We start from the raw sequence: 15,159 nt of genomic DNA, 5'->3' as shown, positions 1-15,159 counted from the left end.
CGTCCGGTTCGGTCAGCCGTGGCGCAACGGCTTGCGCGCGGGCTCGGCGAGCACCCGCGACGCCATCCAGGCCAGGCCGTCGACCGTGGCCGCCGGGCCGCCGGTGGGCTGCACGGCGTGGCTGAGCACGGTCCGGGTGAGCACGTCGATGACGACCCCGGCCTGCTCGCCGGTCAGCGCGGGGCGGTAGGCCTCGACCCGTTCCGCGAGCACCGCTGACCGCCTGTCACGTCCGGGGCCGCTCCGGCGATCTTGTGGAGGAAGGAGGCGTCGTGGCGAAGAAGTCGATCACGGCCCGGGCGGTGTCCGGGCTCGTGCTGGCCGGTGCGGTCCTGGGCCTGGTGCTGCTCGTCCAGTCCGCGACCGAGCAGCGGTCGTGGGCCGGCTCGGAGGGCACCGTCCAGGAACGGCTGAAGTCGGGCAAGAGCGTCTCGGTCAAGGTCGAGTACCCGTTGCCCGACGGCACGAGGCAGGTCGCGACGCTGTCGGAGAACGGCCCGGCCCGCAACCCCGGCGACCGCGTGACGGTCCGTTACGACCTGCGCGACGGCCGGGTCGTCAGCGCCGCGCTGGCCGACAACGACCAGGCGCACTGGGTGGTGGGCGGCATGCTCGGGGTCGTGGTCCTCGGGGCGCTGTTCGCGAACCTGGTCGTGTGGGTGCCGCGCCGGCACGCGTGATCCGGGGGCACGACTCCTGGAGCGGTCCGACCCCTTGAGCACCACATCGTCCACATCGGACTTGTTCGTCGAACGACGTACCGCATTCGTTGGTCACAATCTTGACGACCGTCACCGATCTGAATACCTTCGGGAACCTCCTGGGAGATCCCGAATCTCTGACCGGAGGTCGACGATGACCACACGTGCCACCACGTTCACAGCGCTCGTCAGCGCCCTGATCGCCACAGCCGCGCTCCTGCTCGCGTCCCCGGCGTCCGCCGCGTCACTGGTGGAGGTGACCGGTTTCGGCGCCAACCCCGGCGGGATGCGCATGCACGTCTACGTGCCGGACAACCGGCCGGCCAAACCGGCGATCGTCGTCGCGATGCACGGCTGTGGCGGCTCGGGTCCCGGTTTCTACTCCGGCAGCGAGTTCGCCTCGCTCGCCGACCGGTACGGCTACGTCGTGATCTACCCGAGCGCGCAGCAGGAAGCCGGGTTCGGCAAGTGCTTCGACACCTGGTCGGACGTGGCGAAGCGGCGCGGCGGCGGCAGCGACCCGGTGTCGATCGTGTCGATGGTGACCTACGTCCAGCAGCGCTACGGCGGGGACCCGAACCGGGTGTTCGCGACCGGTTCGTCGTCGGGCGGCATGATGACCAACCACATGCTCGCGGTGTACCCGGACGTCTTCAAGGCGGGCGCGGCGTTCATGGGCGTCCCGTTCAACTGCTTCGCCAACGCCGCGGACTACCCGCCCGGCGGCAAGTGCACCAACGGCACCATGAACCGCACGCCGCAGCAGTGGGGTGACGCCGTCCGCCAGGCCTACCCCGGCTACACCGGCCCGCGGCCGAAGATGCAGCTGTGGCACGGAACCGCCGACAACCTCGTGCCGTACTCGTTGCTGCAGGAGGAGGTCGACCAGTGGACCAACGTGTTCGGCCTGAGCCAGACGCCGACGTCCACCGACACGCCGCGACCGGGCTGGAACCGCAGCAGGTTCTCGGACAAGGTCGAGGCGTACAGCATCCAGGGCGCGGGACACAGCCTGCCGTCGGCCGGCATGGCCGCGGTCGCGCTGGAGTTCTTCGGCATCACCGGTGGCAGCGACCCGAACCCGCCGGTGCCGGGACCGTGTGCCGTCAAGGCGAGCGTCACCGCCTGGAACAACGGCCTGACCGAGCGGATCACCATCACCAACACCGGGACCACCGCGGTCAACGGCTGGTCGCTCGCCTTCACGCTGCCCGGTGGTCAGAACATCGCCGGCGGCTGGAACGCCGGCTACTCGCCGACGAGCGGCCAGGTCACGGCACGCAACGTGAGCCACAACGCCGTGATCGCACCGAACGGGTCCGTCGAGATCGGATTCCAGGCCACCCACAGCGGTGACGCCGCCGCGGCGTCCTCGTTCTCCCTCAACGGTTCCAGCTGCTCGAACGGCTGAGCGGCGCGGTGGCGGAGGAAGGCCCGGATGCGGCCCCGGCGTGCACCGCGCGCCGGGCCGGGCCCCTCCACTCCCGCTGCTGCGGACTAGCCGAAGTTCACGTCACTGCACCACATGTAGGCCTGGTCGAGGTGGGACGCCTGCCAGATGGTGAAGACGACGTGGTGACCCCGGTAGCCGGAGGTCGAGACGTTGAACTTGATGTCCTTCGCCGGGGCGAACCGGCCGGTCTGCGTGATGAAGTCGAGGTTGCCCCAACCCAGGCTCTGCGTGGTCGGGTCGAACCCGTTCTTGCTCACGTAGACGCGGAAGTAGTCGGCGCCGTGGCTCGCCTGGTCGTACAGGTGCATCGTGAAGTTGCTGCTCACGTTGGTGGTCCGCCAGCGGCCGGGCACGTTCAGCGAGTTGTTGCGTGCCAACCCGTTGCTGCACAGCTGCCCGTTCGGGGTGGCGCCCTGGAAGTTGCCTCCGAGCCCGTCCCGCAGCGCGCTCATCCAGTTCCACATGGTGTCGGCGTTGGCCTGGAAGGCCTGCCAGCACATGGGGTCCTGCTGCTGCATCGCGGGGTTGGTGTGCTGGCTGCCCCACGCCTGCCAGCACTGGTAGGCGCGAGTGGCCGGACTGATGATGGTTCCGTGCGCCTGAGCCGACGGGGCCCACAGGAACGTGCTGATCAGCACGCCGATGAGCACGATGGCGCCCCGCCGTCGGGTGACGGAACCGGAGGTGCTGCGCGTACGCATGTATGAGCCTCCATTAACCGGTGGTCGATCAACAGCGGCGGCGGATTGGGAGCGCTCCCAGAGCATTTACCGTACCGATGACTCTGCGAAATCACAAGGAAACACTACGTGATGATCAGTGATTAGCGGACTCGGTGCAGGTCATGGCGGTGGAAAAGTCACCCGGGAAAGGCGCTACGCCACCAGGCCGTGCCGGAACGCGTAGACCACGGCCTGCACCCGGTCGCGGAGGTCGAGCTTGGTGAGGATGCGCGACACGTACGTCTTGACCGTCTCGTGGCTGATCACGAGCGCGCCGGCGATCTCGCTGTTCGACAGGCCGTCCGCGATCAGCCGCAGCACCTCGAGCTCGCGCGCGGTCAGCGGGACCTCCCAGGGCCCGCCGACCGGCCGGATCCGTTCGGCGTAGCGGCCGACGAGCTGGCGGGTCACTTCGGGCGCGAGCAGCGCCGCACCGGCCGCGACCGTGCGGATGCCGTGCAGCAGCTGCGCCGGCGGGGCGTCCTTGAGCAGGAACCCGCTGGCGCCGGCCCGCAGCGCCTCGTAGACGTACTCGTCGAGGTTGAACGTCGTCACCACCAGCACCCTGGCCGGGCTGGCCACGCCGGCGCCCGCGAGCAGCCGGGTCGCCTCGATGCCGTCGAGCACGGGCATCCGGACGTCCATCACGACCACGTCCGGGTTCAGCCGCGCGGTCAGGTCGACCGCGGCCCGCCCGTCCCCGCACTCGCCGACCACCTGGAGGTCGGGCTGCGCGTCGATGATCGTCGCGAACCCGGTGCGGATCAACGCCTGGTCGTCGCAGACCAGCACGCGCGTCACGGGCGGACCACCGCCGGAATCCGTGCGGTCACCACGAAACCGCCGTCCCTGCGGCCCGCGCTGAACTCGCCGCCGAGCACGCCGACCCGGTCCCGCAGCCCGGCGAGCCCCCGCCCGCTGCCACCCGGTGCCGCGGCGGCCGGCCCCGCGCCGTCCGTTCCGACCTCCACCACGACCTCGCTCTCACCGTGCCGCACGTGCACCGTCGTCCGGTTGCCGTGCGCGTGCTTCAGGGCGTTGGTCAACGCCTCCTGCACCACCCGGTACGCCACCACCTTCGCGCTGCCCGCCACCGGTGCGCCCTCCTCGACGAACTCCACCGGCTGCCCGGCCTGCCGGGTCTGCTCGACGAGCGCGCCCAGGTCGCCCACCGACGGCGCCCGCACGTCCCCGCCGTGGTCCGGGTTCAGCAGCTCCAGCAGCTGCCGCAGGTCCGCGATCGACCGGCGGCCGATGTCCGTGATCGCGGTCAGCGCCTGCTCCAGCCGTTCGGGGGCGGCGGTCAGGTACCGCGCCGCCTCCGCCTGCACCACCATCGCCGTCACGTGGTGGGTCACCACGTCGTGCAGCTCGCGTGCGATCCGCGTGCGTTCCGCGACCCGCGTCTCGGCGGCGACGTGCCGCCGCCGTTCCTCCTCCGCGTCCTGCGCCAGCCGCAGCCACGCCCCGATCCCCCACGCCAGGGCGAGCGCCAGGTAGAACGTGACGAATCCGGCGACGCCCTCCTGCGACCCGTCCCGGTCGAGCGCGACCGCCAGCGGCACGTACGCCACCGACACCAGAACCGCTGTGGTGCGCCGGAACCGGCGCAGGTGCAGCCCGGTGCTCAGCAGCGCGATCGGCAGCGCCGTGCCGGCGACGGCGTGGTAGCCGAGGAGCTGGTCGGCGGCGAATCCCACGCACACCAGCGCGAGGCAGATGACCGGCCACCGCCTGCGCACGACCAGCGGCAGGCACTCCACCGCGATCACGACCAGCGCCAGCGCGTCCATCGGCCGGGTCGGCAGGTCACCCAGGTGCGTGCCGCGGTTGTGCAGCGCGGGCACGAAGGAGGCGAGCACCAGCGCCAGTGCCAGCGGGGCGTCCCTGACCGTGACGTCCCAGCGGCGCCACAGGTCCGGGACCCGGCGGAGGCTGATCACGCGGCGAGCGTAGTCGCGGTGACCGCGCGCCGGCGACGGGGCACGAGGTTCCCGCGCCGCTTCGCGAGCCACAGGAACACGACGGTCACCACGACCCCGCCCAGCACCGAGTACGCACTCGCCTCCGGCCCGAAGTCACCGCCGCTGAGCAGGTACGGCCCGGACGTGACGCCGTCCAGCAGCCCCTTCGGCGCGTCCGTGCCGGAGACGCTGGTGCTGAAGATGCCGCCCTGCGCGTAGTTCCAGCCGAAGTGCACCCCGATCGGCACCCACAGGGTGCGCGTGGCGGCGTAGACCGCGGCCAGCATGAACCCGGCCTCCACGGCGATGGCCACCGCACCCCACACGGTGGCGTGCTCGTTGAACAGGTGCGCCGCCCCGAACACCACCCCGGTCAGCACCAGCGAGAGCCACGTCCCGAGCCGCTGCTCGACGATGCGGAACAGCACCCCGCGGAACAGCAGCTCCTCCACGACCACCGCGACCGCCGTGAACCCCAGCAGCGCCACCGCACCCGACGCGGACCCGAACCCGCGCACCTCGTACCCGCCGAGCAGGGCGATGTTCAGGATGACCGCCCCGAACATCCCGAGCCCGATCGCCACTCCCCTGCCCAGCGCCCCCGCCGACCCGGCGAGCGCGACCTCGTCCGCCACCCGGTGTTCGGTCCGCCGCACCACCAGCGCGTACACCCACAGCGCCACCCCGGCCGCCACCAGCCCGAACACCAGCGTCAACGGCGTGTTCCACCCCGCCAGCCCGACCACCGCGCTCCCGGCGAAAGCGACCAGCGCCACCGCCCCGAACTGCACCAACAGTCGCATGTCCCGTCCCTCACCAGCCGTCCGCGGCCGTCGTGCCGCGGCTACCGGGAACGCTAGGGACCCGAGCCCCGCAAATCGTCACCACGCAGTGGACATCCGCGGGTAGCTCGCACGGGGGACAGCCCTCCACAGTGGAGCCTTTGCGCGGTCCCGGCACAGCGCCCCCACCCGTCGGCACGCGCTGCCGCCCGTCCGGCGGTTCCTCCTGACCCAACTAAGAGTTCACTTCGTTGGTCGTTGACAAACCGGACAGGCCCTCGACAGGCTGCACTCCCTGTGATCGAAAGGTAGCGCTTGCCATGAAACTCCGTTTGGTCTTACCGCTGCTCGCACTGCTCCTCGGCGCCGTCACCCCCGCCGTCGCGGCCGCGGCCCCCGTGGAGGCGGCCGACGCCTGCTACACCTGGAACCGCACCCTGTCGCAGGGCGCGTCGGGCGAGGACGTCCGCCAGCTGCAGATCAGGGTCGCCGGCTACCCCGGCTACGGCGCCGTGCTCGGCATCGACGGCCAGTTCGGTCCCGCCACCAAGGCCGCCGTCACCCGCTTCCAGCAGGCCTACGGCCTCGGCGCCGACGGCATCGCCGGCGCGGCCACCTTCTCGAAGATCTACGCCCTGCAGGACAACGACTGCACGCCGGTCAACTTCACCTACGACGAGCTCAACAACTGCAACTCCACCTGGGCCGGCGGCAACGTCTCCGCTGCCACCGCCAAGGCCAACGCCCTGGTCTCCATGTGGAAGCTGCAGGCCATGCGCCACGCCATGGGCGACCGCCCCATCGACGTGAACGGCGGCTTCCGCAGCGTCTCCTGCAACAACGCCGTCGGCGGCGCCTCGGGCAGCCGCCACCTCTACGGCGACGCCGTGGACCTCGGCGCCGGCCCGCAGGGCTTCTGCGCCCTCGCCAAGCAGGCCCGCAACCACGGCTTCAACGAGATCCTCGGCCCCGGCTACACCGGCCACAACGACCACGTGCACGTCGCGCACAAGTCGAGCCGCTTCTGGTCCGCACCGAGCTGCGGCATCTGATCCTCCCGGTCGCGTGGTGGTCAGCGAGCTGATCACCACGCGACCGGCCGTCATCACCACCGCCTTCACGCGCCGTGGTGCCCGACGGCAGTCCTGATCATGCACCACACAGTGAGAGCGGTGGTCACGGACAGCGATACCCCCTGATCCATTACGTGTGATTTGCTCACGACGAGTACCTTTCTCACCAACCGCGGCGCCGCATCCGCACCGACGCGCCCACCAGCCTGGTGGTGACCACGATCAACGAGGTGCGGCACCGCGCCGAGCTGTGACCGGACACCGACCCGCACGCGCGGAAACGGTCCCCCGTCACACCGCGTCGAGACGGCACAGGAAGCGGCGGATCACCGGGACGGCCTGCTCGAAATGCGTCTCGAGCAGCCAATGGCCGCCGTCCGTGAGCACCAGCTCCGCCTCCGGGATGTCGCGCAGGTAGGCGCGTGCGGATTCCTCGGGCATGTAGCCGTCCTTCGGCCCCCAGACGATGAGCGTCCGCGGCTGGTGTTCGCGCAAATAGGCCTGATAACGCGGAAACCATTCAAGGTTGTCCTTCAAGCCCTCCATCAGCTTCCGCATGATGTCCCGCCGCTGCGGCGTGTTCATCAACGGCCAGTGGAGCTTCCACAGTTCCGGTGGTATCCGCGCGGCCTGGTCAGCAGGAACCTCGCCGACGAACTCGTCGCGGAAACCCTCTTCGCACACCGCTTCTTCGAGCGCCGCGCGGTTGCTGTCCGACGGATCGCGCCAGTACTCCCGGAGTTGCTCGTACTTGGGTCCGAGCGTGTCCTCGTAGATGTCGCCGTTCTGGATGATGAGGGCGGTCACGCGGTCAGGACGCCGGATGGCCAGCCGCAGGCCGATCTGCGAACCGTAGTCGTGCAGGTACAGGGCATACCGGTCAAGGCCCAGCTCATCACAGAAGGCTTCGAGGAAGCCCGCGTAAGCGTCGAAGTCGAAGCCGAAGGAATCAGCCGGTGGCGTGTCGCTCAGGCCGAAGCCGGGGTAGTCCGGGGCCACCAGGCGCCACCGGTCCGCCAGTGCCGGCATGAGCCGCCGGTACTGGTACGACGAACACGGATAGCCGTGCGGGAGCAACAGCACAGGCGCGTCACTCGGGCCTGCTTCGCGGTAGAAGACCTGCATTCCCCCGACGTCGACGAAGCGGTGAGCTGTCGCGTTCGCGTCGGCGGTCAGCGGAGAAGCGCCTTGCGCTGGCGTGGAACTGCGCTGGGTCATGCAGCCATGCTGCCCAACGAACCGGACGACCGCAGCTCAAGCGGTCACCGTGAGCCCGGCGGTGACGCCCGCGGGCCGTGCTCGTGGACCGTTCGGCTGGTCACAGGCGCGGCCGGCCGTGAAAAGGCGGTGACCGCACGACATAATGTCGCGCAGGCACCCGCCTCGATGGGAGGCACGATGGCAGAGGTCGGAGTTCCGCTGATCCGGCTGCGGGCGCTCAACGCGGTCACGGACCCGCCTCTCAAGCAGCTCGACCTCGGCAAGCTCATGGAGGTCCTGCTGGAGCGCACCCGTGAGCTGCTCGCCGTCGACACCGTCACCGTCCTGCTGGTGGACCGCAGCGGCACGCAGCTGGTCGCCAGGGCCACGTCCGGCTTCGAGGAGGAAGTGTTCCAGGGGGTGCGCGTGCCGGTCGGCAAGGGTTTCGCCGGCACCGTGGCGCAGCGCCGGGAACCTGTTCAGCTCCACCGCGTCGACGAGTCGACGGTGGTCAACCCGCTGCTGTGGGAGCACGGGCTGCGGGCGCTGCTGGGCGTGCCGATGATCGCCGAGGGCGAGCTGACCGGGGTCGTGCACGTCGGCAGCACCACGCCTCGCCGGTTCACCGGCGAGGAGGTCGAGGCGCTGCAGCTGGTGGCCGACCGGCTCGCCGTCGGGGTCTACGTGGACCGGACCCGCTCCGAACGCGCCGCGGCCGCGATGCTGCAGGAGAGCCTGCTGCCGTCGAGGCTGCCGAGCACCGAGGGCTGGGAGCTGGCGGCCCGCTACGTCCCCGGCACGGACAGCGGTGTCAGCGGCGACTGGTACGACGTGTTCGAGCTGCCCGGCGCGCGCATCGGCGTGGTGATCGGCGACGTCGCCGGCAACGGGCTGCGGGCCGCCGTCGTGATGGGGCGGCTCAGGAGCGCGTTGCGCGCCTATGCGATGGACTACCCCGACCCCGCGGACGTGCTCGGCAAGCTCGACCGCAAAGCCAGCCACTTCGAGACCGGCACCATGGCCACCGTCGCCTACGCCGTCATCGACACGGCGACCGACCACATGCGCATCGCCGTGGCCGGCCACCTGCCTCCGCTCCTCGCGACGCCCGGTCACGAGACCTGCTTCCTGCCCGCCCACATCGGCCCGCCCATCGGGTTCGACCTCGGGAGCACAGGCCGGCGCAGCATCGACGTCGAGGTGCCGCCGGGAGCCTTGATGATCTTCTACACCGACGGTCTCGTCGAACGCCGGGGTGAGGACCTCGACGACGGCCTGGAGCGGCTGTGCCGCGTCATCTCCGCGGTCGACCCGGAAGCGGCGTGCGCACAGGCCATGGCCACGATGGTCGGCGACCAGCCGGCGACCGACGACATCGCGGTGGTGGCGGTGCGCCACGGCACCTGAGCCGGCCGGGCGTGCACCGAGGCGTGCGGCGTCGCAGCCGTCGCCGGGTGTCGCGCCCCGGTCTCCCGGCGACCTGACAGCGGTGATTTTGACGTGCCCCGATCGGGTACACCGGAGGGACGCCCGTGCACACCGCACCTCCCGGGAGAACCCATGACAGGCGCTTCCGACGGGCATCCAGAGCTGATCTTGGACGTGGACCTGCCGGGAGTCGCGACACCGCCGCTGGGCGAGCTGCGGCGCTCGTTGCGGAAGGCACTGTCGCACCTGGAAACCGACTGCGTGGAGGACGCCGAGCTGCTCGTCACGGAGCTGGTCAGCAACGCCTACGACCACGGTCGGCCGCCGATCGGCTTGCGCGTGTGCCAGCTGCCGGACTCCACACTGCACATCGACGTCGAGGACGGCGACCGGACGACCCTCCCCCGGCTTGGCTCCTCCCGGCTGGGCGAGGACCGGGGCCGCGGCTTGCTCCTGGTGACGCAGCTGTCCCGCGGGTGGGGATGCGTCGTGACCACGACGAGCAAGGTCGTGTGGGCGGAGCTGAGCTGCCGCGCGGCGCAGAACTGAGGCGTCAGCTCGGTTCCGGCTCAGACCTGCCGAAGTCGTCGGCGTGCCGGACGGGGATGAGGGTGTCGGTTGCCGTCATGCGCAGCAGGCGGCTGAGGCGGTCCGGAACGGCGGCCAGCGCCAGGCTGCCGCCACTGGCGTTCGCCTGTGCCCACAGCGCGATGACGACGCTCAGGCCCGACGAGTCGCAGAAGTCGACTTCCGACATGTCGAGCAGCAGGTGCGGAGTTCCCTCAGCGAGCAGGGACAGACCTCGCTCGCGGAGGCGGGGTGCGGTGAGCGGGTCGAGCTCGCCGCTGACGGCGATCAGGGCGTGGCCGGCACCGGCGTGCCGCACTTCAAGGCGGAAAGCTCTGGTCATGGACGGTCGGTGCTCCCGATCGGCACATGGTTCGGCTCGGACGCGGTGACCGACACGGCGGCGGTGGACGACCCGGCGGTCGCCGCGCCGGCACCGGGGGCACCGAGGGCGAGCAGAGCGACGTCGTCATCGGTGCCGTTGGGCAGTCCGGCGAGGAAGGCGACGGTGTCGGCCACGACAGCAGCCGCGGTGCAGGGGCCGGTGCGCGCCGCCAGCATCGCGGCGACACCCTCGGTGTCGAGCAACTGGTCGTCGGCGTCCCGGGCCTCGGTCAGGCCGTCGGTGTAGAGCAGCAGGGCCTGACCCGGTTCGAGGTCGACGGTGGTCGTGACGAAACGCGCACCGGACAGCGCGCCGACCAGCATCGCTCCCGGCAGCTCGACCGGCCGCACCCCCCTGTCGCCACCGCCGTCGTCACCTGCCGAGAGGTGGAACGCCGGAGGATGCCCGCCGCCTGCCAGCCGCACGGTCACGCCACCGTCGTGGGCCGGGCGGAGGGTGCCGTACAGGACGGTGCAGAACCGGATGCCCACGCTCGGGTCGTGCAGCAGGGCCGTGTTGAGGGCGCTGAGCACCGCGACGGGGTCGTCGGGGTCGTGGTGCGCGGCGGCCCGCAGGGTGTAGCGGCTCAGCGAGGTCAGCGCCGCGGCCTCGACACCCTTGCCGCACACGTCGCCCAGGAAGAAACCCCACGTGTCGTCCGTCAGCGGGAAGACGTCGTAGAAGTCTCCGCCGAGCTGGTCGGGAGAAGCGGTGTGGTAGTGCCCGGCCAGCTCCACGCCGGGCACCGCCGGCAGTGACGGCGGCAGCAGGGTCTGCTGCAGCACCGCCAGCGTCGCGGCCAGTCGTTCCCGGTCGGCCTCGGCCTGCAGCCGGGCCTGCTCGGCCGCAGCGTAGGCCCGTTCGGCTTCCTGCCGGCGACGCAGGAGCTCCTCTTCGTAGGCCCGGCGGTCGGAGGCGTCGAACACCGTGGTGCGGATCAGCAGCGGCTCTCCCCCGTCACCGCGCTTGAGCGTCGACGAGACCAGCACCGGCAACCGCCTGCCACCGGACGCCTTCATCTCCAGGGCGATGCCCCGCAGCTCGCCCTGCATGCGCAGCAACGGCGCGAAGTGCGTCTCGTGGTACAGCTTGCCGCCGACGGTGAGCAGGTCGGCGAACCGCTTCCGGCCGACCACGGCCTCACGGGTCAGGCCCAGCCAGTCCAGCAACGTGGCGTTGATCTTCGCGATGGTGCCGTCCATCATCGTGGACAGGTAGCCGCAGGGCGCCGCGTCGTACAGGTCCTCCGCGCTGTCCTCCAGCAGAGCGGTGAACGCCGCGTCCGTGCTGCCGGTCTGACCCGGGTCCACACCGCTCCCGGTGTGGGTGGGCTCCGGCGCGTCCTCGGCGGACGCGCCGTCCGCGCGGCACATCACGGGCGGGTCCCGAGGAAGTCCAGGATCGCCTCTGCGGTGGCCTCGGGCGCGCTCAGCTGCGGGCAGTGCCCGGTGGCGTCGAGGGTGACCAGGCGCGAGGACGGGATGGCGGCGTGGACGAACGCACCGACCTCACGGGGCGCGATGACGTCCTCAGCGCACTCCAGCACCAGCGTGGGCACCGCGACACCGGCCAGGTCGGCACGACTGTCGGTCAGGAACGTGGTGCGGGCGAACACCCTGGCGATGTCGGGGTCGGTGGCGCAGAAGCTGTTGGTGAGCTCCTGCCCGAGCTCCGGCCGCTCCGGGTTGCCCATGATCACCGGCGCCATCGCCGAGGACCAGCCCAGGTAGTTCGACTCCAGCGAGACCAGCAGCTCGTCGATGTCCTCGGCGGTGAACCCACCGCGGTAGCCGGCGTCGTCGATGTAGCAGGGCGAGGGCGCCACCATCACCAGCGACCCGATCCGCCGCGGCGCCATCCGCGCGGCCAGCACCCCGACCATGGCGCTGACCGAATGCCCCACCAGCACCGCCTGCTCGAGCTCCAGCTCGTCGCAGACGTCCACGACGTCCTGGGCGTACCCCTCCAGGCTCGAATACCGCTCGGTGCTCCACGCCGACAGGTCCGAGCCACCCGACCCCACGTAGTCGAACAACACCACCCGGTACCGCTGCGACAGCGCGGGGACGATCAGCCGCCACATGTTCTGGTCGCAGCCGAAGCCGTGCGCCAGCACCACGGTCGGGCCGCCGGTCGCGCCGGTGACCGTGACGTTGTTCCGGTGACGGATGTCCATCGCTTCTCCCTCGGGCCTGTTCAAGCTGATCAGGGTAAGGCTTGGCGGCATCCGCACCTCCACCGACCGTGCCGCCGCACCTCGGCGACCGTCCGTGCGGGCCGGTGGTGGGGGCGGTTCCAGCACCGGACGGGTCTGGCCGGTGATGCCGGCAGCTGCTCAGTCACGTCGGGTCCTGATTGACCCGACGTGACTGCTCACGGCTGAGGCGGCTCGTACCTGATCGGCATGCGGCGCTTGCGCCGAGGAGCATCGGGCCACACGTGACGTGCGATCCAGACGTTCAAGAACAGGAACGCGATCGCGAAGCCGAAGGTGCACAGCCAGCCCAGGAAGACCTGCCCCTCCGACCGCACGTCCGGCTGCAGAGGCCTGCCGTGCCGCACGGTGTGGACGGCGTACTGCTCGCCGATGTCCTCGGGCGTGAGCCACCCCGTCACGGTTGACGTGTACGTCTCCCCACTGGACCTGACTCGGACGTCGGCCCGGCACTCGTAGTAGAAGCCGAACCCCCGCAACGCCACCGGGCCGCGGCGTTCGCAGGACTTCGCCGTGGCCACCAGATCGGCTTTCGCCAGATCGCCTGGTTCCACCTGGTTCCAGAAGTGGTTGAAGATCGTGGCACCGAGCAGGTAGCCCAGCAGCGGAACGACCAGGGCGACGAGAACGCGCCGAAGGGCGTTCACCCGCCCCGCTCCTCTTCCTCCTGGTCAGCTTTCAGCTCGCGCCAGTCCTTCCAGCCCCGGTTGTCGACGATCTTCGCGCCTTCCTTGCGGAACTCCTCGGCCATGGCGGGGCCGATGTCCTTCGGCAGACCCGTGACGCCGTCGATGACGACCTTCTTCGCGCCGGCTCCCGCGTCCTTCAGCATGGCGGCGGCGTTGAAGTCCTTCATCGCCCGTGCGATGTCCGCGTTCGCGCCCTGCTTCAGCACGGTCACGAAGTCGTCGCCGCGCTTGGCGAGGTTCACGCTCGCGTTGGCGAGGACGTCGTCGAGCTTCTTGAACAGACCGCCCGCCTTGCCGAACGCCCTGGTGAGCTTCCGGCACCACTCGATGCACTTCTGCGCGTAGCGCACCGCCACAGGGACACCTTCGGCGACGGCACCGGCGACACCCGCGCCCAGCGCCGCCATGGCGGGCGCCCAGCGGAGGCAGATGCTGATCAGCTTGCCGATCGCCTCGGTGATCAGGTCGCGCACGATGTCGCGGACCACTTTGAGGATCGTCTTGCAGATCGTGATCAGGATCGACATCCCACGCGCCGCAGTGCCGACGGCACCGTAGGTGTCCGCACGGTCGGCACCGAACTCGCGGTACTTCGCCGAGTCCCTGCCCACCCACTGCCCGGCATCGTTCTCGACGGCCTTCTTGAGGTCGGTGGAGATCTCGTCGAGGTAGCTCGACACCGACGACCACGTCTGCGCCATGCCGTCGAGGGTCTGCTGGTCACCGGTCAGCCAGTCGAGCGGTTCCTTGAGGAAGCTGACGTGCTCGAACATCCAGCCGAAGCCCGCGCTGAACAGGTATGCCAGCGGATCGGTCAGCACCTTGCCGATGTCACCTGCCGCGCTGGCGAGGTTGAGCAGCCCTTCGGCCCAGTTGCCATCGGAGAAGCCGCTCACGGCCTCGGTGACGTCGTGGAACAGCCCGGCGCCCTCGGTCTTCGGGGTGTCCTGGCCTTTGCGGACCAACGGGTTCTCGGCCGGGGCCGGAGCAGACCCCATGCTCGGAGTGCTCATGAATCGCCCGTCTTGAAGCGGCTGGTCTGCTCTTCCTCGTTGTTCTTGACGTCCTCACGCCACGCCTTGACCCGCGTGTGGTGGTCGAGCGCGGCCTCAGCGGCGTCGTGGAGGGTGTTCATCGCCATGTGCTGCGCGGCCGAGCAGAGGGCCGCGAGCGGAATCCCGAGCAGGCCGAACGCTTCGGGGTTCGACGCCGCGTTGCCCGCTCCGATGGCGGTGCCGATGCGCCCGCCGATCTCGTCCACGCGCTTGGCGTGGGCGTCCATCTCGGCGAGATCGATGCGGTAGTTCATCGCAGGATGCTCCCGTTGCCGAAGTCGTCGTCATCGATGGGACGATCCCGCGGCGGACGAGGAGGCTGCTGCGGCCGCGGCGGTGGTGGTGTGTCGTCCTCAATGGAGCCCAAGCGAGCCTCTGTCGGCCCCCAACCTCCGTTTCCCGGCGCGTACTGCTCAGGAGGAGGCGGTGGCTGGGCGCTGCGCAGCTTGTCCATCATCAAGTGCATGGTCTCGGAGTCGGCACCCAGCAGCGGTGCCATCGACTCCTGGACAACGCTCGCAATACGGCTCTGCGCCGCCTGCAAGGTGCGCATGACGTCTTGCGCGACGGCCGCACCGTCCCTGCGTTGCAACGCCTGGCCGAGCTGCAACGCGACCAGGTTGCCCGCGTCGTTGACGGTCACCACGATCTGCCCGTCCGGACTGCGCTCCGTGACCTGCAGGTGTGCGAGGTTCTCGCGGATGGCGTCGCTCTTGGCCTGCGCCTGCGCGAGCTTGCCTTCGTACTGGCTGAGCAGCTGCTCAGGATCGATCATGCTTCCCCCGGGGTCACCTCTTGCTCAACGCGAGCAGAGGGTAACGGACCACGCCGGGGCGCGCAGCTGGATCGAAAGAGGGTCCTCGCAGTATCTGACCTGCGAGAACCCTCTTGATCGTCACGACGGCAAAATCACCCTGCGAACCGT

The 15,159-nt window shown here is 70.2% G+C and carries 18 protein-coding genes; 5 read left to right on the top strand and 13 right to left on the bottom strand.

What is annotated here, in order from left to right; genetic code table 11:
• Positions 1 to 12: 12 nt before the first annotated feature.
• Complete coding sequence (locus tag ACZ7CH_RS05370; RefSeq protein ID WP_360402014.1) at positions 13 to 213, bottom strand: hypothetical protein; 201 nt, start codon at positions 211 to 213, stop codon at positions 13 to 15.
• A 59-nt stretch (positions 214 to 272) separates the two neighbouring features.
• On the opposite strand from ACZ7CH_RS05370, the gene ACZ7CH_RS05365 reads away from it, so the two are divergent.
• Together ACZ7CH_RS05365 and ACZ7CH_RS05360 are read left to right on the top strand one after the other, a co-directional pair.
• Positions 273 to 680, top strand: a complete 408-nt coding sequence (locus ACZ7CH_RS05365; protein WP_360402017.1) for a DUF3592 domain-containing protein — start codon at positions 273 to 275, stop codon at positions 678 to 680.
• 175 nt (positions 681 to 855) lie between these two features.
• Positions 856 to 2,112, top strand: a complete 1,257-nt coding sequence (locus tag ACZ7CH_RS05360; protein WP_470373222.1) for an extracellular catalytic domain type 1 short-chain-length polyhydroxyalkanoate depolymerase — start codon at positions 856 to 858, stop codon at positions 2,110 to 2,112.
• Positions 2,113 to 2,198: 86 nt separating this feature from the next.
• On the opposite strand, the gene ACZ7CH_RS05355 is transcribed toward ACZ7CH_RS05360, so the two are convergent.
• From ACZ7CH_RS05355 to ACZ7CH_RS05340, 4 genes are all read right to left on the bottom strand, one after another.
• On the bottom strand, positions 2,199 to 2,855 hold the full coding sequence (locus ACZ7CH_RS05355) for a lytic polysaccharide monooxygenase auxiliary activity family 9 protein (protein WP_360402023.1): 657 nt from the start codon (positions 2,853 to 2,855) through the stop codon (positions 2,199 to 2,201).
• A 174-nt stretch (positions 2,856 to 3,029) separates the two neighbouring features.
• Positions 3,030 to 3,677, bottom strand: coding sequence for a response regulator (locus ACZ7CH_RS05350; RefSeq protein ID WP_470373221.1), 648 nt, complete (start codon positions 3,675 to 3,677; stop codon positions 3,030 to 3,032).
• Entirely contained in the window at positions 3,674 to 4,819 is a 1,146-nt protein-coding gene (locus ACZ7CH_RS05345) for a sensor histidine kinase (RefSeq protein WP_470373220.1), read from the bottom strand. Before ACZ7CH_RS05345 ends, ACZ7CH_RS05350 begins: the two co-directional genes overlap by 4 nt.
• A complete protein-coding gene (locus tag ACZ7CH_RS05340) occupies positions 4,816 to 5,643 on the bottom strand; it encodes a CPBP family intramembrane glutamic endopeptidase (protein WP_360402032.1) in 828 nt (275 codons plus the stop codon). Before ACZ7CH_RS05340 ends, ACZ7CH_RS05345 begins: the two co-directional genes overlap by 4 nt.
• 299 nt (positions 5,644 to 5,942) lie before the next feature.
• Here ACZ7CH_RS05340 and ACZ7CH_RS05335 point away from each other — a divergent pair, with 299 nt between their 5' ends.
• Positions 5,943 to 6,674 carry a D-Ala-D-Ala carboxypeptidase family metallohydrolase gene (locus ACZ7CH_RS05335; protein ID WP_360402035.1) on the top strand — a complete coding sequence of 244 codons (732 nt, stop codon included), beginning with the start codon at positions 5,943 to 5,945 and terminating at the stop codon, positions 6,672 to 6,674.
• A gap of 312 nt (positions 6,675 to 6,986) precedes the next feature.
• Here ACZ7CH_RS05335 and ACZ7CH_RS05330 read toward each other — a convergent pair whose 3' ends face one another.
• The gene (locus tag ACZ7CH_RS05330) at positions 6,987 to 7,913 is read right to left on the bottom strand and encodes an alpha/beta fold hydrolase (RefSeq protein WP_360402038.1); all 927 of its coding nucleotides are present in this window, start codon (positions 7,911 to 7,913) and stop codon (positions 6,987 to 6,989) included.
• 180 nt (positions 7,914 to 8,093) lie between these two features.
• Between ACZ7CH_RS05330 and ACZ7CH_RS05325 the strand changes: the two genes are divergently transcribed.
• On the top strand, positions 8,094 to 9,302 hold the full coding sequence (locus ACZ7CH_RS05325; RefSeq protein ID WP_470373219.1) for a PP2C family protein-serine/threonine phosphatase: 1,209 nt from the start codon (positions 8,094 to 8,096) through the stop codon (positions 9,300 to 9,302).
• Between the two features lie 153 nt (positions 9,303 to 9,455).
• Entirely contained in the window at positions 9,456 to 9,872 is a 417-nt protein-coding gene (locus ACZ7CH_RS05320) for an ATP-binding protein (protein WP_360402044.1), read from the top strand.
• Positions 9,873 to 9,876: 4 nt separating this feature from the next.
• Here the strand turns inward: ACZ7CH_RS05320 and ACZ7CH_RS05315 are convergent, their stop codons facing one another.
• The 7 genes from ACZ7CH_RS05315 to ACZ7CH_RS05285 all read right to left on the bottom strand — a co-directional run bounded on the left by ACZ7CH_RS05315 (position 9,877) and on the right by ACZ7CH_RS05285 (position 15,009).
• A complete protein-coding gene (locus ACZ7CH_RS05315) occupies positions 9,877 to 10,233 on the bottom strand; it encodes an STAS domain-containing protein (RefSeq protein ID WP_360402047.1) in 357 nt (118 codons plus the stop codon).
• Complete coding sequence (locus ACZ7CH_RS05310) at positions 10,230 to 11,648, bottom strand: PP2C family protein-serine/threonine phosphatase (RefSeq protein WP_470373457.1); 1,419 nt, start codon at positions 11,646 to 11,648, stop codon at positions 10,230 to 10,232. The genes ACZ7CH_RS05315 and ACZ7CH_RS05310 overlap by 4 nt, the downstream gene beginning before the upstream one ends.
• Positions 11,648 to 12,451 carry an alpha/beta fold hydrolase gene (locus ACZ7CH_RS05305; RefSeq protein WP_470373218.1) on the bottom strand — a complete coding sequence of 268 codons (804 nt, stop codon included), beginning with the start codon at positions 12,449 to 12,451 and terminating at the stop codon, positions 11,648 to 11,650. Before ACZ7CH_RS05305 ends, ACZ7CH_RS05310 begins: the two co-directional genes overlap by 1 nt.
• A 197-nt stretch (positions 12,452 to 12,648) precedes the next feature.
• Positions 12,649 to 13,137 carry a DUF6346 domain-containing protein gene (locus ACZ7CH_RS05300; RefSeq protein ID WP_470373217.1) on the bottom strand — a complete coding sequence of 163 codons (489 nt, stop codon included), beginning with the start codon at positions 13,135 to 13,137 and terminating at the stop codon, positions 12,649 to 12,651.
• Positions 13,134 to 14,177 (bottom strand): hypothetical protein, encoded by a 1,044-nt coding sequence (locus ACZ7CH_RS05295; RefSeq protein WP_470373216.1) that lies wholly within the window; start codon positions 14,175 to 14,177, stop codon positions 13,134 to 13,136. Before ACZ7CH_RS05295 ends, ACZ7CH_RS05300 begins: the two co-directional genes overlap by 4 nt.
• Before the next feature lie 11 nt (positions 14,178 to 14,188).
• Complete coding sequence (locus ACZ7CH_RS05290) at positions 14,189 to 14,488, bottom strand: hypothetical protein (protein WP_470373215.1); 300 nt, start codon at positions 14,486 to 14,488, stop codon at positions 14,189 to 14,191.
• The gene (locus ACZ7CH_RS05285) at positions 14,485 to 15,009 is read right to left on the bottom strand and encodes a YbaB/EbfC family nucleoid-associated protein (RefSeq protein ID WP_470373214.1); all 525 of its coding nucleotides are present in this window, start codon (positions 15,007 to 15,009) and stop codon (positions 14,485 to 14,487) included. Before ACZ7CH_RS05285 ends, ACZ7CH_RS05290 begins: the two co-directional genes overlap by 4 nt.
• Positions 15,010 to 15,159: the final 150 nt, after the last annotated feature.

The sequence above is a fragment of the Lentzea sp. NPDC037011 genome (genome assembly GCF_055607425.1).
This window is presented reverse-complemented; position numbering and strand designations above follow the sequence as displayed.